Annotated in this window: 28 protein-coding genes and 5 pseudogenes; 25 read left to right on the top strand and 8 right to left on the bottom strand. The window is 41.9% G+C overall.

Features of this window, described 5'->3' with window-relative positions; translation table 11 throughout:
* Window positions 1-201 precede the first annotated feature (201 nt).
* The 3 genes from HNW13_RS23310 (at window position 202) to HNW13_RS23300 (ending at window position 2,802) form a co-directional block, all read left to right on the top strand.
* Window positions 202-456: a type II toxin-antitoxin system prevent-host-death family antitoxin gene (locus HNW13_RS23310; protein WP_124013263.1), complete on the top strand. Its 255-nt coding sequence runs from the start codon at window positions 202-204 to the stop codon at window positions 454-456.
* Window positions 449-718: a Txe/YoeB family addiction module toxin gene (locus tag HNW13_RS23305; RefSeq protein ID WP_192115891.1), complete on the top strand. Its 270-nt coding sequence runs from the start codon at window positions 449-451 to the stop codon at window positions 716-718. The genes HNW13_RS23310 and HNW13_RS23305 overlap by 8 nt, the downstream gene beginning before the upstream one ends.
* Before the next feature lie 752 nt (window positions 719-1,470).
* A complete protein-coding gene (locus HNW13_RS23300) occupies window positions 1,471-2,802 on the top strand; it encodes a hypothetical protein (RefSeq protein ID WP_192115892.1) in 1,332 nt (443 codons plus the stop codon).
* A gap of 485 nt (window positions 2,803-3,287) precedes the next feature.
* Here the strand turns inward: HNW13_RS23300 and HNW13_RS23295 are convergent, their stop codons facing one another.
* The gene (locus HNW13_RS23295; RefSeq protein WP_192115893.1) at window positions 3,288-3,434 is read right to left on the bottom strand and encodes a hypothetical protein; all 147 of its coding nucleotides are present in this window, start codon (window positions 3,432-3,434) and stop codon (window positions 3,288-3,290) included.
* A gap of 206 nt (window positions 3,435-3,640) precedes the next feature.
* Here HNW13_RS23295 and HNW13_RS23290 point away from each other — a divergent pair, with 206 nt between their 5' ends.
* The 14 genes and pseudogenes from HNW13_RS23290 to HNW13_RS23755 all read left to right on the top strand — a co-directional run.
* Window positions 3,641-4,342: a hypothetical protein gene (locus tag HNW13_RS23290; protein WP_192115894.1), complete on the top strand. Its 702-nt coding sequence runs from the start codon at window positions 3,641-3,643 to the stop codon at window positions 4,340-4,342.
* Window positions 4,343-4,389: 47 nt separating this feature from the next.
* The gene (locus HNW13_RS23285; protein WP_124013279.1) at window positions 4,390-5,421 is read left to right on the top strand and encodes an IS630 family transposase; all 1,032 of its coding nucleotides are present in this window, start codon (window positions 4,390-4,392) and stop codon (window positions 5,419-5,421) included.
* 6 nt (window positions 5,422-5,427) lie between these two features.
* Window positions 5,428-6,090, top strand: coding sequence for a HipA domain-containing protein (locus HNW13_RS23280; protein WP_194956158.1), 663 nt, complete (start codon window positions 5,428-5,430; stop codon window positions 6,088-6,090).
* Window positions 6,087-6,464 (top strand): helix-turn-helix transcriptional regulator, encoded by a 378-nt coding sequence (locus HNW13_RS23275; protein ID WP_124013267.1) that lies wholly within the window; start codon window positions 6,087-6,089, stop codon window positions 6,462-6,464. Before HNW13_RS23280 ends, HNW13_RS23275 begins: the two co-directional genes overlap by 4 nt.
* A 409-nt stretch (window positions 6,465-6,873) precedes the next feature.
* On the top strand, window positions 6,874-7,479 hold the full coding sequence (locus tag HNW13_RS23270) for an integrase (RefSeq protein WP_243756382.1): 606 nt from the start codon (window positions 6,874-6,876) through the stop codon (window positions 7,477-7,479).
* The gene (locus HNW13_RS23265; RefSeq protein ID WP_192115900.1) at window positions 7,467-7,658 is read left to right on the top strand and encodes a hypothetical protein; all 192 of its coding nucleotides are present in this window, start codon (window positions 7,467-7,469) and stop codon (window positions 7,656-7,658) included. Before HNW13_RS23270 ends, HNW13_RS23265 begins: the two co-directional genes overlap by 13 nt.
* 83 nt (window positions 7,659-7,741) lie before the next feature.
* Window positions 7,742-7,978: a DUF4160 domain-containing protein gene (locus HNW13_RS23260; protein ID WP_192115901.1), complete on the top strand. Its 237-nt coding sequence runs from the start codon at window positions 7,742-7,744 to the stop codon at window positions 7,976-7,978.
* Window positions 7,941-8,201 (top strand): DUF2442 domain-containing protein, encoded by a 261-nt coding sequence (locus tag HNW13_RS23255; RefSeq protein ID WP_124013271.1) that lies wholly within the window; start codon window positions 7,941-7,943, stop codon window positions 8,199-8,201. Before HNW13_RS23260 ends, HNW13_RS23255 begins: the two co-directional genes overlap by 38 nt.
* Before the next feature lie 706 nt (window positions 8,202-8,907).
* Window positions 8,908-10,125, top strand: coding sequence for a transposase (locus tag HNW13_RS23250; protein ID WP_347813097.1), 1,218 nt, complete (start codon window positions 8,908-8,910; stop codon window positions 10,123-10,125).
* A 380-nt stretch (window positions 10,126-10,505) separates the two neighbouring features.
* On the top strand, window positions 10,506-10,796 hold the full coding sequence (locus tag HNW13_RS23245) for a helix-turn-helix transcriptional regulator (protein WP_192115902.1): 291 nt from the start codon (window positions 10,506-10,508) through the stop codon (window positions 10,794-10,796).
* Entirely contained in the window at window positions 10,786-12,138 is a 1,353-nt protein-coding gene (locus tag HNW13_RS23240; protein WP_192115903.1) for a type II toxin-antitoxin system HipA family toxin, read from the top strand. The genes HNW13_RS23245 and HNW13_RS23240 overlap by 11 nt, the downstream gene beginning before the upstream one ends.
* A gap of 17 nt (window positions 12,139-12,155) precedes the next feature.
* The gene (locus HNW13_RS23235) at window positions 12,156-13,160 is read left to right on the top strand and encodes an SEC-C domain-containing protein (RefSeq protein WP_192115904.1); all 1,005 of its coding nucleotides are present in this window, start codon (window positions 12,156-12,158) and stop codon (window positions 13,158-13,160) included.
* Between the two features lie 10 nt (window positions 13,161-13,170).
* A complete protein-coding gene (locus HNW13_RS23230) occupies window positions 13,171-14,289 on the top strand; it encodes a hypothetical protein (protein WP_192115905.1) in 1,119 nt (372 codons plus the stop codon).
* 85 nt (window positions 14,290-14,374) lie between these two features.
* Window positions 14,375-14,452: pseudogene (locus HNW13_RS23755) on the top strand (AlpA family phage regulatory protein); the annotation flags it as partial.
* 14 nt (window positions 14,453-14,466) lie between these two features.
* Here HNW13_RS23755 and HNW13_RS23220 read toward each other — a convergent pair.
* Window positions 14,467-15,113, bottom strand: a pseudogene (locus tag HNW13_RS23220) (Arm DNA-binding domain-containing protein); the annotation flags it as partial.
* A gap of 700 nt (window positions 15,114-15,813) precedes the next feature.
* Between HNW13_RS23220 and HNW13_RS23215 the strand changes: the two are divergent.
* From HNW13_RS23215 to HNW13_RS23200, 4 genes and pseudogenes are all read left to right on the top strand, one after another.
* The gene (locus tag HNW13_RS23215; protein WP_192115906.1) at window positions 15,814-16,095 is read left to right on the top strand and encodes a helix-turn-helix domain-containing protein; all 282 of its coding nucleotides are present in this window, start codon (window positions 15,814-15,816) and stop codon (window positions 16,093-16,095) included.
* A complete protein-coding gene (locus HNW13_RS23210; protein WP_192115907.1) occupies window positions 16,095-17,450 on the top strand; it encodes a type II toxin-antitoxin system HipA family toxin in 1,356 nt (451 codons plus the stop codon). Before HNW13_RS23215 ends, HNW13_RS23210 begins: the two co-directional genes overlap by 1 nt.
* Before the next feature lie 284 nt (window positions 17,451-17,734).
* Window positions 17,735-17,842 (top strand): annotated as a pseudogene (locus HNW13_RS23205) (IS982 family transposase); the annotation flags it as partial.
* Between the two features lie 177 nt (window positions 17,843-18,019).
* Window positions 18,020-18,247: pseudogene (locus tag HNW13_RS23200) on the top strand (type II toxin-antitoxin system HipA family toxin); the annotation flags it as partial.
* Between the two features lie 237 nt (window positions 18,248-18,484).
* Here the strand turns inward: HNW13_RS23200 and HNW13_RS23195 are convergent.
* A complete protein-coding gene (locus HNW13_RS23195) occupies window positions 18,485-18,811 on the bottom strand; it encodes a hypothetical protein (RefSeq protein ID WP_192115908.1) in 327 nt (108 codons plus the stop codon).
* 184 nt (window positions 18,812-18,995) lie between these two features.
* Between HNW13_RS23195 and HNW13_RS23190 the strand changes: the two genes are divergently transcribed.
* Window positions 18,996-19,745 carry an IS5 family transposase gene (locus HNW13_RS23190; protein WP_124011573.1) on the top strand — a complete coding sequence of 250 codons (750 nt, stop codon included), beginning with the start codon at window positions 18,996-18,998 and terminating at the stop codon, window positions 19,743-19,745.
* 177 nt (window positions 19,746-19,922) lie between these two features.
* Here the strand turns inward: HNW13_RS23190 and HNW13_RS23185 are convergent, their stop codons facing one another.
* Window positions 19,923-20,177 (bottom strand): hypothetical protein, encoded by a 255-nt coding sequence (locus HNW13_RS23185; protein ID WP_192115909.1) that lies wholly within the window; start codon window positions 20,175-20,177, stop codon window positions 19,923-19,925.
* A 608-nt stretch (window positions 20,178-20,785) separates the two neighbouring features.
* Between HNW13_RS23185 and HNW13_RS23175 the strand changes: the two are divergent.
* Window positions 20,786-21,060 (top strand): annotated as a pseudogene (locus HNW13_RS23175) (integrase core domain-containing protein); the annotation flags it as partial.
* A 180-nt stretch (window positions 21,061-21,240) separates the two neighbouring features.
* Here the strand turns inward: HNW13_RS23175 and HNW13_RS23170 are convergent.
* The 4 genes from HNW13_RS23170 to HNW13_RS23155 form a co-directional block, all read right to left on the bottom strand.
* On the bottom strand, window positions 21,241-21,747 hold the full coding sequence (locus HNW13_RS23170; RefSeq protein WP_192115911.1) for a GNAT family N-acetyltransferase: 507 nt from the start codon (window positions 21,745-21,747) through the stop codon (window positions 21,241-21,243).
* Window positions 21,738-22,004, bottom strand: a complete 267-nt coding sequence (locus HNW13_RS23165) for a DUF1778 domain-containing protein (RefSeq protein ID WP_192115912.1) — start codon at window positions 22,002-22,004, stop codon at window positions 21,738-21,740. Before HNW13_RS23165 ends, HNW13_RS23170 begins: the two co-directional genes overlap by 10 nt.
* A gap of 203 nt (window positions 22,005-22,207) precedes the next feature.
* On the bottom strand, window positions 22,208-22,612 hold the full coding sequence (locus tag HNW13_RS23160) for a hypothetical protein (RefSeq protein ID WP_192115913.1): 405 nt from the start codon (window positions 22,610-22,612) through the stop codon (window positions 22,208-22,210).
* 70 nt (window positions 22,613-22,682) lie between these two features.
* Window positions 22,683-23,117, bottom strand: a complete 435-nt coding sequence (locus tag HNW13_RS23155; RefSeq protein ID WP_192115914.1) for a hypothetical protein — start codon at window positions 23,115-23,117, stop codon at window positions 22,683-22,685.
* Window positions 23,118-24,154: 1,037 nt separating this feature from the next.
* Between HNW13_RS23155 and HNW13_RS23150 the strand changes: the two genes are divergently transcribed.
* Window positions 24,155-24,403, top strand: coding sequence for a type II toxin-antitoxin system Phd/YefM family antitoxin (locus tag HNW13_RS23150; RefSeq protein ID WP_192115915.1), 249 nt, complete (start codon window positions 24,155-24,157; stop codon window positions 24,401-24,403).
* On the top strand, window positions 24,403-24,662 hold a 260-nt coding region (locus HNW13_RS23145), incomplete at its 3' end, for a type II toxin-antitoxin system RelE/ParE family toxin (RefSeq protein WP_208062958.1). The genes HNW13_RS23150 and HNW13_RS23145, both read left to right, overlap by 1 nt.

The following is a 24,662-nucleotide window of genomic DNA, read 5'->3' as shown; positions in this document are numbered from 1 at the left end:
TTAGGCTTAACCGCCTAGGTCAAGCTGTGCCTGTAAATTGATGATGTCACGCTATACTGCCGTAAGCTCACGATGCAAACAGTGCAACGCATAAATGACTAAAACGTTAGTTGCCTTATCAATATCACATGTCCAATTAGCTGTACAACTTAAACGTATAAGGCTATACTTGTGCAATTAAATGTACATGTGGAGGTTCATATGAAGATCGTATCTTTTACTGAAGCTAGAAACAGTCTCAAAGCCGTTTTAGACGGTGTCGTTAATGATGCTGACACAACCGTAATAACTCGCCGTGACTCGGAAGATGCAGTGGTTATGTCTCTAGACTATTACAATAGTCTTATGGAGACAGTTCATTTACTTCGCTCGCCTGAAAATGCCGAGCATTTAAATCGTTCCATAGCGCAGTATCGTGCTGGTAAAACAACAGCACGAGAGTTAATTGATGAGTAGTCGCATGCGTTTACTTTCCTGGACTGACGATGCTTGGAATGACTATTTGTACTGGCAAACTCAAGACAAGAAAACACTAAAGCGAATTAATAAGCTGATCAATGATGTTAAACGTTCGCCATTTGAGGGCATAGGTAAACCAGAGCCACTAAAGGAAAACTTATCTGGCTTTTGGTCGCGTCGTATTGATGACACAAATAGGCTTGTTTATGCTGTTGATGATCACGCTATCACGATAATTTCGTGTCGTTACCACTACTAAAATTAGCTTCATCGCTAAGCAACTAAATAACGTTGATAGCGGTAGGTTTTATCGTCATGATAAAAGCGACCTTTTTTGACTGAGTCTTACTCGATACTAAAGCGAGTTTAGTGGATGGTAGCATTATCGTTAAAAAGCAGCGTGATCTAACATTTCTTACCTATTAAACCTTTATGTATCAGGTTAAATACAAGAAAGAAGCGGTTATGACAGTTAGTTCGCAGAGGAAGACCTGTTCTGGTTATGGAATACAAGAGGACCAATGTAAAAATACCAGAAAACAATAATTCTGTGGGGAGCGGCCTTTCCTGAAGCTTACCCGACGCTTTATTGCCCGTAATCATTAATCAAATGGTACGCCCCAACCTAGTGTTAAACTCCAGTTTGTCTGGTTAATAAAGAAGAGGTGAGTATCAGTGCCATTGCAGTTTATGCTTAATGACAGTGTGTATCCGCTAAACCTTACCTGTGATGTGGTTTAATTGATACGACTGATCGGCGGGAGTCGCTGGACGATGAAGCAAGCTGCACGAGAATTTAACAAATAGAAATCAAATTGACAACAAATCGTTTGGGTGAACGATTAGTATCAGTTATATTATGCGCCAAACAGGGAGTCTTAAATTGTATTCCACGAAGGTGTGGCCACTCTGTATTTAATCGGTGTTATTCCTATTTTTATAAACTTAACATGAACTTTTTGATGGGGCTTTCCCTTTCACTGTTCAGCTCGATCATATTAAGGAAGAGATATGAGAACGACAAAATGGATGCTAACTTCGTCATTCACCTCAATACTATTATTAGGATGTGGTGGAGGCAGCGGCGATGATGCAGGAACCGCCAACTCGGGTGAACCATCAAACAATCCAATCAATACACAACTTACGCTCAATACCGTTGTGACGAATAAATGTAATGTACAATCGCCCAAAGCGGGTGTAGAAGTTCTTTTTCATAATGCACAAGGCGACGTGATTGCAGAGCATGTAACAGACTCAAATGGTCTGTTAACTACTGCATGGCCGAGTGATGCTGAACATATCACTACGGTTGCGCTGAATTATTTTACCCGCAATTATGGTTTTAGAACGTTGAGTATTGATACCATTATGGATACGAAAGGGGGAGATTTAGGTGTCATTCATTTCACTAATTTGAGCTATGCACCTGATTGTGGTTGCAAGGATGTCACATTTTTTGTTCAAAATTTGATTGAGTCCTCCCCTGATAGCAAACTTAATATCAACGGTGGACAGGGATATTTAACACCCTATACGGCAGATTACTTTCTTGAATGGTGTGATGTGCAAGGGCCCATAGATATTCAGTTAGTGGCAGCTGACCATCAATCGAGTCAAGCTGGACAGATTGACTTAACCAATCTGGATGAATACACCTTAAGTCTCGATGATTTTACTCATGAAGGAGTCATGGTTAACGATCCGATAAATAGCAGTGAAGATGATATACATGCTTATTCTTCAGGTGGCTGGGATAGCTATAACTACGCCAATGAGCCCATCTTTATTTATCCGACTATTGGAGGACATTATTACGTGTCATCTAATATAACTAAACAAATTAATGTTTACGACACGGTGGGTTATTCTGCCAATTCGGCCATTCGTAAGCTGGATCAACAAGGTAATGCTTCAAGCGAAATGGTATTGGATGTTAATAACGCGTTTTCTAAAGAGGCATATTCATTATATGAAACAATACGCAGCCAACAAGCCCCTTATCAATATGATTTTTCTAATGCCAGTGATGACATTGCTTTTAGTGAAATAGTCCTCGGTGGGAGAAACGGTGATGGTGGTGTAGTGTGGCGGTTGCATGGTGGGATCAGGGGAACCATACCTAACTTCAGTTTCACCCCCTCGCTGGACGCGAGTATTAACGTATTAGGTGATCGGTATATCCGATTTTTGGCGACAAGTTATGGTGATAAAAAAACGTTGGATGAATGGCGAAGGTTAGCGGTTGAACAAAGTCGAATGGCTGATCCTGATCTCAGTCCGTTATCAAAAGGAAGTGATGTAATGAATTTGGGCTTCTATAACGTTGAATATACTTATTAACGTCACTGTGCCTAAGCATTAAACCATTTATTGTGGTGTGGGCATAATCATTGAGCGCTGTGCGAGGGATTGATGTCACAGTGAGTAATGGCCTCACTCCGTCCAACTGGGTTTTGATGTCCACTCGGCCTGACGTTCAGTCGCAGCAAAAATCTATTGCCGTGACTGAACGTGAGTCTTTTTCTGCGAAGCCACATGGCTTTCAGTCATCGATAAATGGGCTTACCAGAGTATAAAACAGATCCCATCTGACTTACGCTGAGGCCATCCACGTGAATGTCTCATCCAACAACCTCAGAAAAATGTGTCTCAATGGCTGATGTTTGAGTGGTTTTCAGTCTCACTGGTGTATGAGTGCGGATAAAAAGCAAATAAAGTCAAATGGTAGAGGATGGTTGGGATATCGGTAAAATAGGCTGGAATATTTTGTTAAGCTATTGATTTTAAGGGTTTTTGTTATTTCCCTTTTGGGGTAAGACGTTCTATTACGACGAGAGCTGCGCGGGCTGTTGCTTTGGCTCGGGAGACTCCTCACCTCTAGCGTTTTCAAGATCGATAAAGACGATTGATTGAGCATGTTCCATGTTAGCCTCAACACAACGAGCAGTGGCTATTTGCTTTTTACTGCCCACAAATGCACTTATTTAGCGGGCTAAACGGTGTTCATTTGCGATTGTTTGACAGAATCTAGGTGACTTAAGGCGCTCTGTAGCCACAAACTGGTTTTAATTTTTTGAGTCGAAATCGTGTCAATAAATGATGTAATAGCTATTTAATGTGCTAATATTGTTTCAATAAATTGGTTTTACACTCATTATTGAACCGAAATGGATACATAATGTCTAAAGCAATTACGATTCAAATTAACTACGCTTTTGAGTGGCATGATGTTGCGACTATCGAGTTTGCTGAACACCTTGAGCCAAGCTTTTGTCGGCTGGACTATGAAATAGATCATGTGTTTGGACACTATAATGATTTTGCAGAAACAGCAGCCAGCGTTACTTTGCCAAACGACAGCATGCCCTATCGAAATCATAAAAACTGGTTTCGTTTTTTAGATGACATTATTCCCTCAGGCTCAAGTCGTAAATACTGGCTACGAACACTGCGCTTGCTCGATGAAGATAAGTTTACCAGGAATTTTATCTTGTTATCTCAAGGTACTATCGCACCGATAGGCAATATCAGGGTGAAGGAGTCGGTACCTAAAACGATGATTAACCCAATACCGGTAACGTTTAGCGTTGACGATGTTTGTAGGCTTGAAGTCGACTTTATCGAATATGCACAGGCCAATGGAGCTGCTGCCGGCGGTGCGTCTGGTGCTGGTGGTGCAGCGCCTAAATTACTTCTTCGTTGTGATCCAGATGACAGAGTGTGGATCGATACCTTTCAAGATAATCCAAGTAATCTAGACACCCGATACTTAGTTAAATTTCCAAGAGGAAGTGCAAGTATCGACCACGATATTTTAAGGGCTGAGTTTCACTTCTATCACGAACTTAATGCGCTAGGTTTCGATACTATATACCCGTGATCATTGAAAATGCTTGATTTTGTCCCAAATGGGATCATCATAGCCCCATGAAACAAATTACACTCTCGCCAGAACAAAAAGTAGCATTGGAAACTCGACATAAAAGCTCGAGTGATAGGCGTGAGTGTGATCGCATTAAAGCCATTTTACTACGCGATGAAAATTGGCCAACGCCAATGATTGCCCAAGCGTTACGTATTCACGAAACGACCGTAGTTCGATACATTGATGCCTATGCTCACGACCAAAAACTCACGTGTAATAGTGGCGGCTCCTTAAGTTATCTGAGTCAAGAGCAAACTGAACTATTGATTGCACACCTGTGTGAGGTGACCTACTTGCATAGCCATCAAATAGTCGCTTATATCTCAGAACAATTTCAGATTAAGTACACAGTGTCAGGCCTCAATAAATGGCTGCATAAACATCAGTTCAGCTATAAAAACCCTAAAGGGGTTCCTCACAAATTTGATGAAGACAAACAAACGGCTTTCATTGAATATTATGAGCAACTAAAATCCTCGTTAACCCCTGATGAACCGTTATTATTTATGGATGCGGTTCATCCGACCCAAGCCACAAAAATCACCGCAGGCTGGATAAAAAAAGGCGTTGATAAACCGATAGAAACGACGGGAAGCCGAACCCGTATTAACGTGGTTGGTGCAATCCGACTTGGTCACTTAACAGAAGCGGTCATTGAGCAATATAGCAAAACGGTTAACGGTGCATCCATCATCGATTTTTTAAACCAAATTAGAGCGCGTTACTCAACAAGTGGTGTTATCCATTTGGTGCTTGATGGCGCTGGATACCATCGAAATGCCTTAGTAGTTAAAGAGGCTAAAAATCTGAATATAACATTGCATTACCTGCCGCCTTATAGTCCAAATTTAAACCCAATAGAACGATTGTGGAAGGTAATGAATAAACATGCGAGGAATGGGCAATACTTCGCAACGACAAAAGAATTCCGACGAAAAATCACTGACTTTTTTAGCATCACCCTCCCCGATATTGCCGATACACTCGGTGATACAATTAATGATAACTTTCAGAAATTAAAACCTGCAGTTTGAATTCACTTGAGTATACCCACTGATGAAATGCGGTTGATGGAGAGCGAGCGAGGTCCATCACTGTGGTTGCCAAGGTTCGATGTTGCAACAATAGGCGATAAACAGCAGCTGCTTGGTATGGAGTCAGTTTATTCTGTCTTAGATATTGCTCCTGCGACTATGATGGAGCATGGTGAGGTCATTCGCGCTTTGATAGAAGTATTTACTTTAAAAAGCAACAGTGAAACAACTACGTTTCTCGATGCAGAGGATGGAATCGCAGCGTTTGTTACTCAGTGGGTTCGCAGGGACTTGCTTAATATTGTTTTTGGTAATTCTGATAATCACGGTCGTAATACGTCATTTATCAAGCAGAACAACTGTGTGTCCCTGGCGCCTATTTATGACTTTGCCCCCATGAAAGCCGATCCAGAAGTGATATCAAGGACTTTTGTATGGGGAGGAGGACTTGAATTAGGTGGACAATATGATTTTGTTAACATCGCCAATAGTCTTGCTGATCTTATTGAACCAAAAGCGCTTTTAGATGCATTGGCTCAGACAGCAATAGAATTACTTGATCTCAAGCAAAGGCTTGGAAACCGAGGTGTTCCCCAATCTATTCTCTCTTCCCCAAGTATGGGGTATGAACATTTAGAGAAGAAATTCAAAACTTGGAAATTACTATGACAGAAAAGGCCAAAATGCTAGCCCAAGATAATCGTCATGGCCGACTACCACTTGCTGCAAAGCGTCAAAAATTGCCGAGCTCTGTCAAAGATGAGCTTATGAAAAGTATTTGCATTGAGCTTATGACCAGTCAGATCACGACGGGTAAGGCTTTACAGAGATTGCGTACTGAAATGCTGTTCGCTAATCAAGAGCAATATGCCAAAATGGTTGGCATAACAAGGAAGGCATTATCTGAGATTGAAGGAGATAAATCGAAAGCTAGCGCTTTAGTGTTAGGCAAAGCCCTTAGGGGGGTTGGGTTGGAGTTATTAGTCTTACCCAGAGATAAGTTTTTACAGGGTGAAATCATCGGTTATAAAAAGCGCAACTGACAGTTCTGGCGCAAAAGTATATCGAAATGATGATTTGTAGGAGTCCGGTGTAGAAGATGATTATGATATTCGTAAAGCGATAAGAGAGTTAGACAGCGCTGAAACTGAAGTAAAAAAAGCGCTGAGAGAAATCGAATAAATAAAATATTTAAACCCAACCCCCTTTAATGAGCTTTTTTCTGACGAACGTTTCCTATATCCCTAATCCCAAGGCCGCTAATAATGCGGCCTTGCTGCTTTATCGCTTGCCATTTAGATAAATAAAGCCCAGTATAAACGCAAGTTAATAACTATATTTGCGTTTATGAATGGTAGACCACTGGTTAATGGTGAACTGTATGATCCACTGATTAGCCGAAACTTTGGCCGAACAACTGAGCTAAAACATAGAAATAAATTACTCTTGCTAATGGCTGCTATTCTAGGCTTGAGAGAGCTTGAACTAACTCTGGTAACTGTAAGTGTCTTTATTGCACCTGACGGCTCATTTCACGAGTTTGCGGTACTTCCTGACACCATAACTCGTGACGGCGCAGAGCGGCCTATTGTGCTGGCTAACGATGAGCTAAAAAGGGCGTTCGAAAAGTATATTAAATGGCTGGTTGAATTGAGGATCAATACGATACCTCACAAGCACTACCTGAGCCTAAACCCAAACGCCCCGTTATTTGTCGATGACAATCTCAAGCCGTTCACTGTGCAAAATAGAGGGGAAAGCATCAGCCCACACGCAATGAACAGGCTGTTAGATCAGTTAATTAAAAATGCAGGGCTCTGGGATGTAGGTGTAAGGCGTCTATCACTTGTTAGAACGTGCGTTATTGAGTCATATAAAGCAGGAATGAGCACAAATGATATCATGATCACAACAGGCTTTAGTGATGATTCCATTAGCAAGATCCTCGCAATGGATTATACGGCTTATAGTCCGATTGCAGAGTGGTTTATCAAAAGAAAAGCAACAAAACAAAAAAGGTTAGAATCCTTCAAATTGAGAAGAAAGTGGATGATATGACAAATAAAGAACAAGGCGAATTTTCAAAGTATTGCAAAGCTAATTGTGGCCTAGATGCAACAGAAGTCGCAGATCTCGCCCAGGTTCCACGCCGTACCTTTTATGATTGGTGGAAGACCCGCCGTCGCGCCGTTGAATTGATAGTGTTGGGTTTGAAAATAGAACGTGATAGCAAATAGTGTGCAGTATTCGCTCAAAATAACTTTGCATGTGAGCGGGTATCGCTCACAATAGTTTTAAGTTAATCAGATAAGGCGTACAGATGAGTCCAGCAATTTACCGAGAAAGAGGGTTTAAGTTCTTCTTTTTCTCCAATGAAGAAGCAAGAATGCATGTTCATGTCGTAGGGCATGAAGGCGAGGCAAAGTTCTGGTTAGAACCTGAAATTGGCTTAGCCAGCAGCTACCACCTTTCAGTTAAAGAGCTTTCTAAACTTGAGCGCAGCGTTAAGGATCACGAAGATGAAATCAGAGCAGCTTGGAATAAACACTTTGGCTAAGGTCTTGGGAGTTACTCCCCATGGTCTTTGGCTGTTTGCTAAAGGGGAGGAGCACTTCTTAAGTTTTGAAGCCTTTCCTTGGTTTAAGGATGCGGCTGTAAGCGCCGTCTTTAATGTTGAAGAGCAAGGTCGAGATGGTTTTTGTTGGCCAGATCTTGATGTGGACTTATCTATGGACGGTATTAAACACCCTGATAAGTACCCATTGAAAGCCAAGCACTGACAAAGAAAACAGGCACATGGAAATTGAGGGGATAATTAGCTCTTTACGCTCGATTGATAGGTATGTTGAAACCATATTTTTTGAAGGTGGGTGTTACAAATTTCACCAGTTTCTGGCCGCTCTGTTTCCTGAAGCCAAAGCCCTGATTAATGTGGGGCGAGATCACGTTGTTACTCTACTAAATGACACTTGCTATGACATTACTGGAAAGGTTGAAAGCGCTGGGTATCATGAGTTGTCGAGAGAGGATTTATCGCTTGTAGAGAGCTGGAGCTTTTCAAGGACAAGACATAGGGGATATTTCCTGAATAAAGTAGGGAGAGCATTGTGCTGCACTCCCTGCATTAGATTACTCAACAGCCTCTTCTACTTTGTAGTTTTATTTCCAATGCCTCGCGAGAGGCAGCATTAAAATGTGAAGAACAAGCCACCATAAATACTTCGGAGCAGTTCCCCAATAGTTTGATGCAAGCATATACCCATGAGATAGCTGGTTTCTGAGATCTCCGTACATTTTATCTACAATGTCGAGAAAACCCCGTGATCCTAGCGTAGCGAAAGTCGCGGGGATGAATCGATAAGTTGCTTTCGATATTTAACGGTCGGCATTAAGTGCAGAACAATGAGATGCATGCAGCGTGAGTTAGTTTAGTATTCCACTTGACAACATCAGGCTATACAGTAGTCTATACAGTATCTGAAAAAAGTGCTCAGATATAATTTTCGGCTCAAACCGACAGCAGAACAAGGAGTCAAACTCATTGAGTTTGGTTCATGTGCTCGTGGGTTGTGGAACTTGTTGCTGTCAGAAAATCTGCGTCGTTATAGGTACGACAAAACGTTTTTGTTCTATCCAGAAATGGCAACATTGATTAAAGAGCTAAAGGCCTTCGAAGAGTTCTCTTGGTTAAAATCCTTTGATTCTGCGGCCGCACAGCAAGTGGCAAGAGATCTTGATGCTGCTTTGAAAAATTCTTTTTCTAAGAGTCGGTTGCAAAAATTCCCGACGTTTAAAGTCAGTTTTAAACAGAAAAAACTGCACAATGACAGTTTTAGGTGTGTGAATAACTCGAACTGCATTCGCATCGAAAATGGGGCGGTCAGCATTCCGAAAGTGGGCAAAGTGCCGATTGTTTTACACCGTAAATTAGTCAGTGAAATCAAGACGGTCACTGTCAAACTATTACATGGTAAATGGAGTGTGTCGTTCACTCAAGAGGTTGAATGCAAGACAGTTAAGCAGGTCTTGTCATCAATTGTAGGTTACGATATTAACAGCCAGCATACGGTTGTAGGTTCGAACGGTTGGTACGTTAAAAACCCAAAAGCTCTTAAACGTTCATCAACAAAGCTAAAGCAAATTCAAGTCCAGTTGAGCCGAAGGGAAAAGGGCTCTAGTCGCTGGCATAAAGCCAAATCACGCTTAAATGCCCTTCACGGAAAAATCTCACGCCAACGCCTAGCGTTCGCTCACGAAGTATCATGCTCGATAGCCAAGACCAGTGATATCATAGTGTTTGAGGATTTGAACGTGAAAGGTATTCAGCAATTTAACGGACATATGGTGAACGATAATGTGATGGGTATGATCACTTCGCTGACTAAATACAAAGTTGAATTGAATGGCGGCATTTACCATGAAATAGGTCGTTATGTGAAATCATCAGGCATTTGTTATGTATGCAAACATACGCATAAATTTGGCCTTAACGTGCGAGAATTTGCCTGCGAAAGCTGCGGTTTAGTCCAGTGTAGAGATTTGGCGGCAGCTAAATCTATCGAAAGCACAGGCGAAAATGATTTAATGGCGGCTGGGATAGTCGCCAGGGTAACCCCCAAATTTCAGCAGAAAACATCGATTAAAACGAAAGTCTTTGAGCTATCAAAGTTTGGTGTGGGAACTGAGAAAAAAGAAGCAGCTTAGCCGTTAAAAGCTAGATTGCAGAAGCCCCGTGATCAGAGCGAAGCGAAGTCGCGGGGTAATTCACCTAACAGGATCACTTGCAGGTTACTTGTAATATCAGAGCCAAGCGTATCTATAATGGCTTGGTGTCCTAGCAATGCTTTTATGCTGCGTAATAACATGAAACCGATCGCTTTTACTAAATTTTAGTGGAGCTTCTTGGTTATGAGTACAGAAAAACAGTGGTGTTTTCACTCTGCTGTTAGAGCTAAAAAATAGCCGTTTTGAAAGGCTTTATCGAGTAAATTTTCAATACCTTTTCTATTAATGGATACAATAGTAGCTATTTTTGCTTCTTTACCGCTACAATGGATATAACTGTATCCACTGAGTCGTTGCGGATGAATTTTACCTTACTTGATGATACCGATGTGAGCCAAGCCTATGCTGCTTATTTGCGTGAGTTACGCCAACGCGCAAAACTATCACGAACGGCATTGGCAGAACGCAGCTGCGTGCCTGCGGCCACCATTAAGAAATTCGAGCTGACAGGGCAAATTTCATTTCGCCAATTGCTGTTGCTTTGGCAGACTCTCGACTCATTGGATAGGCTTTATCAGCTCACGCAACCTAACAAAGAGCGCGTTGCTACCCCCATTAGCATTGATGAGGTCCTAAAAGATGAGTTTTAAACCCATTCAAAAACTCACCGTAACCCGCACGTTAAGCTCAGGTGAGCAGGTACCGGTAGGGGTCTTGGCTCAGAACCGGCAAGGCGTTTTTTTTCAGTATGCAGACAGCTATTTGCAGCAGTTTGGCAATTTATCGCCTTTTACTTTACAAGCTCATACGCAAGTTCAAGCAGCACCTAAACAACCGCACCAAGGTGTGCATGGCGTATTTGGGGATTGTTTACCCGATGGTTGGGGCATGCTGTTACAAGATCGTATTTTCCGGCAAAAAGGGATTCTGCCTAATCAATTAACAGCGATGGACAGGCTGGCCTTTGTTGGTGATAAAGGCATGGGGGCGCTGTCTTTTTCTCCGATGTCTGAGTTTTCAGCCACGACGCACGCTGATATTGATTTAGCAACCTTGGGCTTAGAAGCACAAACGCTGTTCGATTCTTCAATGTCAGATTCTATGGATGACAACAACGATGATTTAGATGGGCATACTCAACAAGTGTTGGCCGCATTAGTCGCTGGGGGGAGTTCGGGTGGAGCAAGACCAAAGGCGCAGATTTATATGCCTGCTGGGGAAACTCAGCATTGTCGAACCGTAGCACAATCCGGTGATGAAGCTTGGCTGATTAAGTTTACCTCGAAAAATCTAGCGCTCGGTCATGAAGAAGGCTTGTGTGAGGCGGTCTATTTGCAAATGGCCGAGCAAGCAAAGTGCCAACCGCCAATTTGGCAACTTATTGAAGCACCGAATACAAGCGGTGCGTCTGCTTGGTTGGCGCTCAAGCGTTTTGATTACGTCACTGAACAGACCAATTTAGGCAGCAAGCGCAGTTCAGGCCGCTTGCATATGCACAGCGCCTGCGGGCTGCTGGATGCAGACTTTCGAACGCCAAGTTTAGATTACATTGACTTGATCAAAGCCAGCCGTCAGCTGTGTAAATCTCCAGCCGCTGGGCAACTGCAATTTCGCCGCGCCATTTTTAATCTACTGTCGTCTAACCAAGACGACCACAGTAAAAACTGGGCGTTTTTGCAAGCTGATGATGGCCAATGGAATCCTGCACCTTTTTACGATGTTACGTACAGCCCGCATCCATTTAACGAACACGCCACTGCATTCGGAGGTTATGGCAAAGCGCCACCGATTAAGGTGATGCAAAAACTTGCGAGCAGTGCAGGCTTTTCGAATTGGAGTGATGCAAGGCAAGTTATTGAAGAAGTTGCTGAAGCACTCAGCAAATTTACTTTTTTTGCACAGCAACAAGGGACCAGTAAAACGACAGTATCTGCGATTGCTAAGACATTGGATCAGCGCAAACAGGAAAACGCAGTGCTTTTTCTACAATAATAAGAAGGGACACAACAATGAAGCTTGGTCGTAACGATCTTTGCCATTGTGGCAGCGGTAAAAAATTTAAACGTTGTTGTATGGGCAGCCTCTCCAAACAACATGCCCAAGTATTTGGTGATGTCGACGCCATGCTGGCAATGAACCCAAATTTGAGCCTTGATGAACTCAACGCTGCTTTACAGCACAAAGTCCAGGATCGCAATAATCAACCTCATCCCGATTTTTGTGGTGTGACACCAACGCAAATGGCCAATTGGCTTTATGCGCCTTTCGATGAATTACAGTGGGTGACAATCAGCACACCATATGAGCTGTTGGCCAGCCCTGTGATGCGTTATCTAGCTCTCATTCTTGATGAGGCCATGGCGCAAGATGGATCATTCAAAGCCACGAGCAAAGGCAACTTACCGGCTAAATTGGTCAAACAGGCCAGTGAGTTATTGCCTGAGTTTGCCGTTGCTCAATTCGAGCGTCACATTAGTATCAGTGAGTTTGCAGGTAGTAACGAAGATAAGTTTAATGCTTTGCACTATACCAGAGTGCTAGCCGAAATTAGTGGCATTATTTATCGACGCAGCGGCCGCTACCATGTGAAAAAATCAGCGCAAAAACAGTATCAGGCCGAAGGTATACAAGCATTTTTCAAACCTATGTTAGAAGCTGCAATCAGCAAATATAACTGGGAGTATTTGGACGGTTTTGAATACGATATCGACTTGCGACCCTTTTGGTTGTTCATGCTGTGGCGTATTCAAAGCCACAACAGTGTGGATCAGCTGGTTGAAGAGGTTATGACGGCTTTCCCCGATTTACGACAGTCTTTCCCTACGGAAGATGACTTCTCGCCAGAAAGAAGTTTAAGCATACTCATTGAATCACGTTTTATTGAGCGATTTTTACAGTTTTGGGGATTTGTGACCATTGACCCAAGACGTTATTTAAACGCTGAACCCGTCGCCAGAGTGGTTCAGGTACAGCCTTTGTTAAAACACACCTTTCAATTCACCATTAACGCATAGCAAGGTCATCGTGAGCGAATATCAATACTATAAATTCGAGCGATTGGATGGGTACTTGGATGCTAAGGCATGCCAATCACTCAGAACCGTTTCAAGCCGCGCTGAGATCAGCGCTACGTCCTTTCAGGTGTATTACACCTACAGTGACTTAAAGGCAGAACCCGCTGAGCTGATGTTAACATACTTCGACATTGGTTTTTACTATGCCGATTGGGGCACAATCGATGCTTACATCAAGCTACCAGCAGGAACTCTTCCTGATGCGTTACTTGGTTTTTCACGTGATGGGTTTCATGTACACGAAAGTGAAGAATGGCAATTGCTAATTTTTTCCCTCGAGGAGTATTATGAATATTTTGACGATGAAAATGCTAACGACTTTTTCCAGCATTTAGCTGGTTTACGCAGCGAGTTAATCCAAGGTAATTGGCGCCTTGTGTACTTTATGTGGCTCAAAGCGTTAGATTGTAATGACGAACTTGAGGAAATACCTTTAATTCAATTCGATTTTGAGCATCTTAGTGAGGAATTACAGGCTTTTGCTGCGTTGTATGATATTTCCTTAGCTTGGGTTAAAGCGCTTGCGATGGTACTGAACGAACAACCAAGTCACCAAGCAAAACAAGCCCAATTTCAGTATGATGTGTGGCTGCATAATCTCACGGAAGCGGAGAAAAACACGCTATTAAGCACGCTTTTTGAACAAGGCCAGCTAACCCGTCATCAAGCCTTAGCGATGACGCGAAAAGAATCTGCCAACAAAGACGAAACCTATCAGTATGGGTTAACCCCCGACGTGATTTCTCCTTACTTTGAACAAGCTCAAAGCCAATTACAGCAGGAGCAAGCCGCAGCGCTCGCAAAAAAAATGGCGATTGAAAAAGCGGAAAAAGAGAAGATGTTGACGGATCTCTACAATCAGCGTGAGCGCTGCTGGCAGCAAGCACAAGAGCAAGCGGATCGAACTTGCGCCAGTGGTTACGATGCGGCATCACGCGATTTGCATCAGCTGAACGAAGCCTATCAGTTCAAAGGGGATCGTCCTGCTTTTGAACAGCGTTTCAAATGCTTCATTGTGGCTAATAGTAGCCGTAAAGCGCTGTTAAACCGGCTCAAAGATCTACTTTAATAGGGCGTCCCGTTTCGCCCCTTTCTGTAGTACAAACATGTGATAGCCAAACTCGCCTAGGTAGCGTCAATCACCCTAAGCAGCAATACACCCACCTCGTCAGCAGCGGTTTTTGCGTTTGCCCGAGGTGAAGGTAAAAACTGGCTTTGGCCGCAGTACCATATTATGCCCCTGTTTATACAAAGAGAGAGGCCAACGGTGAATTTCCTCTTTGCTGAGCATCCTGTCTTTACTAGACTCAACGCCACGGGCATCATCTACTGTAAATGCTGCGGCTGGGTTGTTCAGCGTTAAATCGAGCTTAATGGCGTGTCGAAACCGCTGTTTCATGTACATCAAGGTGTCGTTGGCAATGATGGGGCGGTTGCTTTCTCGGATGCGCTCTAATACTTCGCGTACGTCGCGTGCAGTCACCTCGGCAATACATTTGATACCAATCACAGGGCTTATCTCTTTGGTGTATACCCGATATGGAATTTGGGGGGGCTTGAGTCGTCGACTCAGGTAGGTTCGATACCCGTCATGGGACAGTTGATCGACGGTTTCAATGTCAGGTAACTCGATTTTCTGTTTCTCCAGAAGAGGATCTATCCCTTTCGTACTGCTTTTCGAAAATAAGCAGCGGCAATGCTAGCGTCCTCTAACGACATTAAAGGAAAATGCCCTAAGGTTGCTTCTTGTCTCCTTTGGCTGTGCTGTAGCGGATCATTCGATAAGGTGAGCCTTGTTTGCGGACACAAAATTAAAGCCCTTCACCGTCTGAATACTTTTTTTGGTTCTGCTTTGCTGTATGCAATAACCTGTTTTGCTGTGAGTTTTCCCATGTTTACTCCATAGCTGCTGAAATAATGGAGGGGGCGATAATGGCTGCCCACTACCGATTTGCTAATTGAATCAGCAACTAACCTATTGTGGTGGCGAATTAAATGCGAAAAATGGGTAACTTACTGCCCACCAATTTGCTCACCGCATAACGCTTATTGAGCCAAAATGAGGAGACTGCCCACCACTTAACAGGCAGTTGGTAACGGACATCTACAAACCGATTTGGACGGAGAAAATAAAAAGCCTTGTATTTACAAGGCTCTTTACAAAGTAATACAGGGCTTTAGGACATTGTTGGCTGGTAACTTTTTACCCAGGAATCTATTTGACGTTTTGGCTCTGAATGTGGTGCAGCTTTTGATTTTAGCTTTAATTCAATGTGTTATTGGTGTTTTATTTTGTGATAAATGCATTTAGTCACCACTTTAGTACCACTTTGATTGGTCTGTAAGCTGATATTCTTATGGGCAAACTCCCCCTTAGTATTTCTTTTTTATTCATTCATATTTTTTTTGTCAGTCTCTTTTATGGCAACACGCGTTAGTATGTCATCACATATTTAACGGCTGTAGCGTGTAAATAGTATTTTAACGGTTATAGCGTGTAAAACTCGATTTACCTGCTATAGCGTGTAAAACTTGATTTACCTGCTATAGCGTGTAAAGTGTTATTGGAACTGTTTATATAGGTAAAGTGATTATGAAGGTGACGAACTCAAAGCAGCTTAGCGCGTATCTTAAAGATGCGCGGCTAAATATGAAGCTATCGCAAAGTAAGGCGGCTAGTAAGGTCGGCATTCGTCAGGATACCGTTTCTAGCTTTGAGCAGAACCCTGACTCTACAAAAATAGAAACACTGTTTAAGATATTATCGGCATTAAATCTTGAGCTAGATATTAACGTTAGAAACCCAGAGTTAGGGTGTGAGTTTGTAGATGATAACGCGATACCGACTGAGCAAGAATGGAAAGAGGAGTGGTAATGGCTATCCTTGATGTTTATATGAATGGTTACCTAGTCGGAGAGTTAACTAAATCGACCACAGGCTCCCATCTGTTTAAGTATGAACAGCAATGGTTAGATACCTCTAGCAGTCGTCCCATCTCTTTGTCTATGCCACTGCGTAAGCAAGCGTATAAAGGTGATGAGGTTTACAATTTCTTCGATAATTTACTCCCAGATAATATAGAGGTGAGAAACAGAATTGTTGCTCGCCACAAGGCTAAATCGACCCAAGCGTTCGATTTATTGGCTAAAGTCGGCCAAGACAGTGTCGGTGCATTGCAGCTCGTACCGCATAATCAGCAGCCGTTTGATATTAAAAAAATTGAGTCTAAACCCTTATCGGATCAAGCATTGGAAAGAGTGTTAAAGGGTTATCAGTCGAATATTCCACTAGGCATGTTAACCGATGAAGATGACTTTCGAATATCGATAGCAGGTGCCCAAGAAAAAACGGCCTTACTTAATCTAGATGGACAGTGGCGGCTTCCTATTAAGGCGACCCCGACAACGCACATCATTAAGCTACCCATAGGTTCAATACAGAGTCATTCACATACTCTTGATATGTCTAACAGCGTTGAAAATGAATACTTATGTATGATGATTGTGAGGGAGTTTGGCTTAGATGTACCGCAATGCTCGGTCATTAAGGTGGGTGATGTTAAAGCGCTTGCTGTGGAACGCTTTGACCGTAGGCGCTCATCTGATGGTAAATGGATTATGCGTTTGCCCCAAGAGGACTTTTGCCAAGCATTAAACATTCCGCTAGCGAGAAAATATGAAAGCCACGGCGGCCCCGATATTGAGCAGATTATGTCATCTTTATTAGGCTCCACCAATTCAGAGCAAGATCGAGTTAACTTCATGAAGTCTCAGGTACTGTTTTGGCTATTAGCGGCAACCGATGGTCACGCTAAAAATTTCTCACTTTTTATTGAGGCGGGTGGCGGATATCGACTAACCCCTTTTTACGATATTTTATCTTTGTATCCTGTGCTCGGCGGTAAAGGGTCAAATATTTGCGATGCAAAGCTGGCTATGGGGCTCAAAGCGACAAGAGGTAAGAAGTACCAAATAGGACAGATCTTCCCAAGGCACTTTATTCAAAGCGCAAAAGCCGTAGGTTTTGATCCTGCAACTATGGCGGACATCATGAATGAGATAGCCAATTCAGTTGACTCAGTCATCACTAAAGTTAAATTACAATTACCTCAAGATTTTCCAGTGCATATAAGGGATACAATTCTTGATGGCTTACAGGATAGATCTAGACGACTACTTAACGAGCAATTGGCTTCTTGTTGGTCTTGCTTAAATAACACTCATACATAATAGGTGCTTCATTTGCCTGCCTAATAAACCCCACCAGAGTGCTTATCAGAGCACAAAACAGCTCCCATCTGACTTACGCTTAAGCCATCCACGTGAGATGCCTCATCCTACAGCCTCAGATAATTGCGTCTCAATGGCTGATGTTTTGGCGGTTTTTAGTCTCACCGGTGTATGAGTGATGGTAAAAAGTTGATTTAAATCAGTGAATTAGTTTTTGGTTGGTATCTCGGTAAAATAGGTCCAACCTATTCGGACAAAGTGGTTTAAAATCAATCGTTTAGTTGTTTTTGTTGAATGTAATTGGCGGTTTAATCGCCTATCCACTCAAAGAAAGTAAGCCACAATGTAATATCTCTGATGTCGATTTCAATGCGATTTCTGTTATGGCTTAAATCGATCTGAGGTGACTTAAAGTATGAATATTGGTTTAGTGTAAATCAGCGAGTTTACTTTGATAAGTATTTTAATACGATAGGCATTAAAAATCACCCTTTAGTAAACTTACGCAACAAACTTATAATGGTTATTTGCAACCCAATGTTGATTAAACTAAGCCGATCTAATGTCTGTCTGCGTTAAAGGTTAGTCGGAGTAAAAAATTCAGTGAGTTTACTTTGGATGAATTATCGCATTTAGCGGCCAAAGCCATGTTGCCAGAAAAGCTGGTGCTGGATCCTGCCAAGCAAACAGTGGAAGGTTTCTAAGAAGTATGGACGAAAGAAAAAGCGCATTTGCCGCTGACCAAATCTATGATTGAAGTCATTGAAAAACCCTTGCGAGATCTGCCATTAGGCTGATTGAGGAAGATCCAACACAAGCCATTCAATGTCATGTAACACCCAACCTATGGCACAGTTACTTGTCGATCAATCCACAAGTTAACCGTTATTTTGTATTGGACTAATCTTCTGAACAAATCATGCATCTTCATGAGCTGCTGTAGGAGGTTGAGCGGTAATCTCATTCTTACCGAAACCCATTAAAAGGATCACAGTCTCTGCGTAACTTGACAGAGAATACAGTCCCCCTCACATCTAGCTCAAAAATTGCTCTTCATACGAGCAAACAATTTCAACCAACTCATCTAGCTCATTTCCCCGTTCGGTATTAGGTTCTGCATTCCATATTCGCTCAATTCGCTTCAAGGCTAGCTTATGCTCGGCAGAATTCGATATCTGGCATGCCGTCAAAATTTCTCTGATACCAATACACATATCTGAGCTTTCTTTGAGAAAAATAGCTTTATCCTCATCTACAACGTCAACAATATTATCGAACAGTCGCCCCTCGCAAGTACCTAAGTCTTGAGCGTTTGCTATCTTAATGTTTAAAGAGTCCATCGATATCGGCTTTTTACTCATGTTCGGTATACCCAATATAAAATGTATTTATTACCAGTATAGTGACTTTGTGGTTGCACCTAATTGTGCTACTTAACTAAATTGGCTAAGCTGGCTAGGGGCTGTTGATCTTTGTTTGAATTTTGTGCGAAGAAGGTAATCTCGTATAATTCACTTCGCCAAAAACAAATACAACGAGATTACCATGCCCCGATTAATGCTCACTGATGAGATGTGGTCGAAGCTAAAAGCTATTCTGCTTGATGATAGAGTTTATAACAAGCAAGAGCATCGATTTACGATGGAAGGTATCCTTTACCGATTGCGTGTTGGCTGCCCTTGGCGAGATTTACCTGAATATTTTGGCTTATGGAATACCATTTACCGTCGATTTTTACTGTGGTCAAGAAAAGGTATTTTACTTAGGCTGTTCAAAACATTATCGACTAATAGTGATACTGAATGGGAATTTATTGATGGAAGTTATGTAAAAGCCCATCAACACAGTTCAGGTGCATCATCTGATGAAAATCAAGCAATTGGGTTAAGTCGTGGTGGTAATACAAGCAAAATCCATCTCGCGGTAGATAGCTATGGTTTACCGATAGAATTCATTGTTACAGGTGGAGAAGTTCATGATAGCAAAGCAGCTAATGCCCTTATTGAATTATTGCCACAAAGTCATTTTATTATTGCAGACAAAGGCTACGACAGTGAAGCGATTAGAGATAAAGTGCGTGAATGTGGTTCAAAGCCAGTGATCCCTAGAAGACAAAATTCGAAGCAAGGAAATGGCGATATCGATTGGTGTTTATACAAATATCGGCATTTAGTTGAAAATGCTTTTGCTCGGCTCAAGCATTTTAGAGCGATAGCTACCCGCTATGATAAATTGAAAATTAATTTTGAAAGCCTGCTGGCTCTAGCTTGCTCTATAATTTGGCTGCCAATGTGAAAGATCAACAGCCCCTAGTAATGTACCTTTTAATAAACTCACAATAACCGTAATGTCTCATTAATTCAGTGCCCATTCAGCACTTTTACGGCTTTAATAATCAGGGGGAAAGTCGTTGGTGGAGTCTCCAGCAATAAGTGAGTGTGTCAGTTTGTATTGGTTTATGCTTACTCTAACCTAAGCATATCCACCCATCTGAATTGACTTTATATAATCGATTAACAATTTACCATCGCCACTAACACAAACCCCTAAAGCTGTGATATTACCGAATGCGGGTATAGGCTCTTGAGTAAACCAAGAGATTACCTTCTTGGCATCACCTGAAAAACTCAGTAATACAGGGATCAAGTAATCTTGGTCATCAATTGTAAAATAACACTCAAGAAGTGCTTTGAGTTGTTGATATGAAGCTTCTTGGGTCGTTGTCATCAGTATTTCCTTAACATGTTCATAATATGATGCTCGAAAGCGATGATGTTGTCATGGTAAATACGAGTGCTACCATTATTGTTCTTTATCAATAACGGATAAGTCGATTTTGATGGCGTATCATCTTTAGCTTTGACTAGCCTTAGCCATCCACTTTTAGCATAAAAATGCGCATACTTTATTAGTGTTTTTCCAGATTTTGAATCAACCCAGTCGCTCACAATCTCCCTAATAGGCATTATCTTTAACCGGTGTTTTTCAAGGTAGTTGGCACTCAATATCAAACTTATTATCTTCCAACTTCTAAGCAGGCATTATACCTTTTATAAACTCAGCAAACGGCACAACATTACTCTCTATCGAGGCACTCTCCAGGGAGTCAAGGTACTTGGTAAGTTGAGTTACAGGAATAATTGTCCAATCATAATCTCTGAGCAAGAACATAAAGTTCATCAAAAATCTGCTAGTTCTTCCATTTCCATCTGGGAACGGGTGTATGTACCTCAAGAAGAAATGTCCCAGTACAGCTTTTATAGCAAAATGTGGTTCGTTGACAATAAGATCTTTCAAGGCACTCAATAACATCGTGCAAGGTTTGTTGCTCATCACAGTACTTTGCTAACGTGTTCAGAGAAAAACTAAAGCATTTAGGTATTGAACAAAGTATGAGTCGTAGAGGAAATTGTCGGATAGTGCGGTGATGGAACGATTTTTTAGGAGTTTAAAGACTGAAAGATTAAACCATTTAGCTTTTACCAATCACAGCGCAGTAGTGAGCGTGGTTGAGCAATATATTCAGTTCTACAACTACAAACGCAGACATTCGGCAATAGATTATAAGACGTCACATCAGAAATATAATGAGTTTAAAAAAGCGGCTTAAAATCTCTCCAGAAATACCGATACTTGACCATTACAAATACGCCTACAGTCGTTGAAAGTGTTATGTCTGTTGTTGCCAGCACTCACGAAGTAATTGGTACAACCGTTCCAGCAATCAGTGCCGTTTTACTAGAGACCTTATAATATTGACAGCTTCCCGTGTGAAAGGGGAGCTGTCATCTCAGTCTGTTGACAATGATTTTTCGATATCGCAGATCCGCGCCATGAGTACTAAAGGATCAAACGTCGACTCTTTGAAGCCAAATTTCTTGTAGAACGTTTGCGCACTATAATCAATAGCATGAACTAAAATGCCTGCTCCACCGACAGCGTTCATTGCTTGTACTGAGCGAATTATACAATCTTTTAAAAGACCTGCTGCAATGCCTCGACCTTGATAGGCGTTGTCAACCCCAAGCCTAGCTAAAATGACCATGGGAATGGGATCTGGGCTATTTCTTCTTAGTGAGCTGAATGCTTGTTCTCTCGATACTGACCCCATGGCAATGGCATAGTACCCAACCACTTGGTGGGCCGCTATGTCATTGACCACATACACTCTCGCGGTTCCCCGATTTTGAGTTTTTAAGGCCTGTTTTCTTAACCAAGTATCGATTTCTTCAATGCCACATTGAAAGGCGTTAATCTGGTGCTCATCAGTCAGAAGTGTTGGTGCACTTATTCCCAAGGCGCTTTCCTATTAAACAGATCTTTCATGCCTTCAAGAGTCCGTGGATCTGCACTTAGTTCGTTGTCGAAAGCTTCAAAAGCCATTGCTTCAAGGACAAAATCCCGCTGTTCTGCTAATATGTTATGCGCTTCATTGAGTGCAGCCTGCTGAATGAACACGGTTCTATCTACTTTTTTCAAACTTGCTGCCGCATCGATTATGTCTCTCACCGATGGTAGTACTCGCATGTTGATTGGCGCTGTTTTTGTAGCCATAACACCATCCTGTATATCTATTTAATACACAGTCTAAACGGTTTCTGTGTGTAGTCAATAGATACACGTTATTTGCGTGGGACAGGGATAAGGAAAGGTTGTTGGATTATGATCGTAGCTTAGCATGTAGCTCGTAAACTGCTTGGCAGAACGGCCAGGGAGCAATCACTTGATTAACTATCATGCAAAACATCTTGGTTAACTCAATGCGTATTACGGTCATCGTCGTCTTCACTGTCTGTGATGCCATCGTTGTCAGTATCTTGCCAACGTTGATTATCGGCCACATACATGTCGAACGCATCTTCAACATGGTCACCATCGGTATCTGTTGCGGCAGGCACCTCATTACCATAAATCTCGTTAAGAATTTCGGTACTATAAATCGGGTTATTACCCATCATTGGATCATAACTGGCGTTCAACTCTGCGAATATTGCGTTATCTCGCGCTGGTGATTCTGCAATGTCTCGTTGCTCTTGCGTTGTGCCAGTATAGTCTTCAGAAAGTGCCCAGCCCGTTAATGTTAAATTGCTGTTGGCCCATTCTAGGGGTTCTTGGTCTAATACTGTCTTAAGTGCGCTTTCAGTAACCGCCTCAGCAATCACGTACGAGGCTAGGTTAAATATCTCGACAATCTGACGGTCATTGAACCAAGTACGCAGCCTATTGTGTATGTCAACAGAAGTAAAGTGGGGGGCTGTTTCCTGCCTCTTGCATGTAATGCATTGCAGCTAATTCAGCTGCGCTATAATCTTGATTAGGGTAGTCCCATAGCCCTTGGATTTCCTCTATTGAGACTCCCATCTGAGAGAGCATATAGGCAGCTTGGGCCTTAGCAACAGGGCTTTGTGCTTGGATAACCTGAATAAGCGACAGCTTCCATTTAAATTCTTTAGTGAACATCGACGTTTCAAGAACCAATAGTTGGCCACCTTTGAACCCTTCTGTTATGGCGCGAAAATTAGTGCTATCTAGTTGATCTCTGTTTTCATATTGCGCTTGTGCAGTTTCAACAAGAACTGGGTCATCATCAGAACATCCAGCCAGCAATAATGATGAACTAATTATCATTGCTAACATTGATTCATTAAACGTTTGCCGTGTAATCATCGATATATCCTTAGTGTTATAAAAATATTGTTATAAGCACCATCGCAAGTATCGGCAAAGTCCAACGTTTAACATTTACTGTATTGGGCTCGCTACTTTTAATAACAATGTCGCGATACTTCTGTGCTTTTTCACAGTTAATTTTGAGGGGAGTTAGGTTTCAAATCTCTGTACAAAGCGACACGGAATTGACAATGACTGAGGGGCTGTGATTGAGAACACATGAAATCAACATGGTTTGTTGGGGGGTAAATTAGTGGGCGTGGCTTCATTGATGTTTTAGATATCAAAGCGACCGGAGGGTCGCTTTTTTGTTTTCAGTCCATCCGGAATGTCCAAAATCTGTTATTCCGGCAATGCTTTTGAGCCGGAATCCAGGTGTTTGCTTATGCTTTCTGATAAGTGGGTTTCGTTCAACATATTAAATTCGTGGGGATCCCTCAGGGTTGGACTGGAGTTATTGGTCTTACCCAGAGATAAGCTTTTACAGGGTGAAATCATCGGTTATAAAAGCGCAACTGACAGTGCTGGCGCAAAAGCATACCGGGATGATCATTTTTAGGGATCTAGCAGGGCACATGTGAGCAGATCAATGCACCATACTGGCGAAGACGTATTCAAAATAACGCCTCGAGTGAACATGCTACCGAGCAATTTGCATGAATACGAAGATACTCACATCAATTAAACAGATGCTACAAAAAGGGTTAGGTCAACAATTATTACCTCCACACCAAACAGAGCCAGAAAAACCAAATTACACATAGCAACATACGTGGCATAGATTACAATCCATTTTCTTGCATGTTACTTCTATTATCTATCTGATATAATTTATATTTCTTTGCTAAAAATACCTAGATTTTTCATTTTGTAAACTGACCAAGCCCATGTTGTAATAACCCTCTATTTAAGTGGCTCTGTTAGTGTTAAATGTTGAACTAATCACTGCAGCATCTTCGAACCGTTCGACTTGACCGAATCGTTCGATTCGTCTAATGTGTAAGGTATATTAACAGCTAGATTGAGTGAGACCTATGCAAACTTTAAATGCCAATGAAGCAAAAACTAAATTTGGAACAATGCTCATTAATATTCAAAGCGAACCTGTTGAGATTCTGAAGAACGGTACATCTGTGGCTGTAGTTATGTCCTCCAAAGATTATCAGGTAATGGAAGAACTAAAAATGGAAATTGTTAAACTCCGTTTTTCCAATATCGATGAAGATGATTTGGTCGATGGTGATACTTTTTTTGAAGATCTAGAGTCAGGTAAGTACGATTAATGAAAAATGTGAAATTCTACCTCAGAGGACACGCCCGTACTGACATCGCAAAAATCAGACAGTATACGATAAAAGAGTGGGGGCATAATCAGTGGGACAAATATAAAGTCGCCTTGTTTAAAAAGCTTCAGTCACTAGCTAACAACCCACATATGGGAGCGAACATTGAAGAAGTTTCCAGTAACGCATTTCGATTCCCTATAAATAATCATGTTATCTATTATGCAAAAAGAGAAGATACAATTGTTTTCGTGGGAGT

It is taken from the genome of Shewanella sp. BF02_Schw (assembly GCF_014596695.2).
In the GTDB taxonomy this organism is placed as follows: domain Bacteria; phylum Pseudomonadota; class Gammaproteobacteria; order Enterobacterales; family Shewanellaceae; genus Shewanella.
This window is presented reverse-complemented; position numbering and strand designations above follow the sequence as displayed.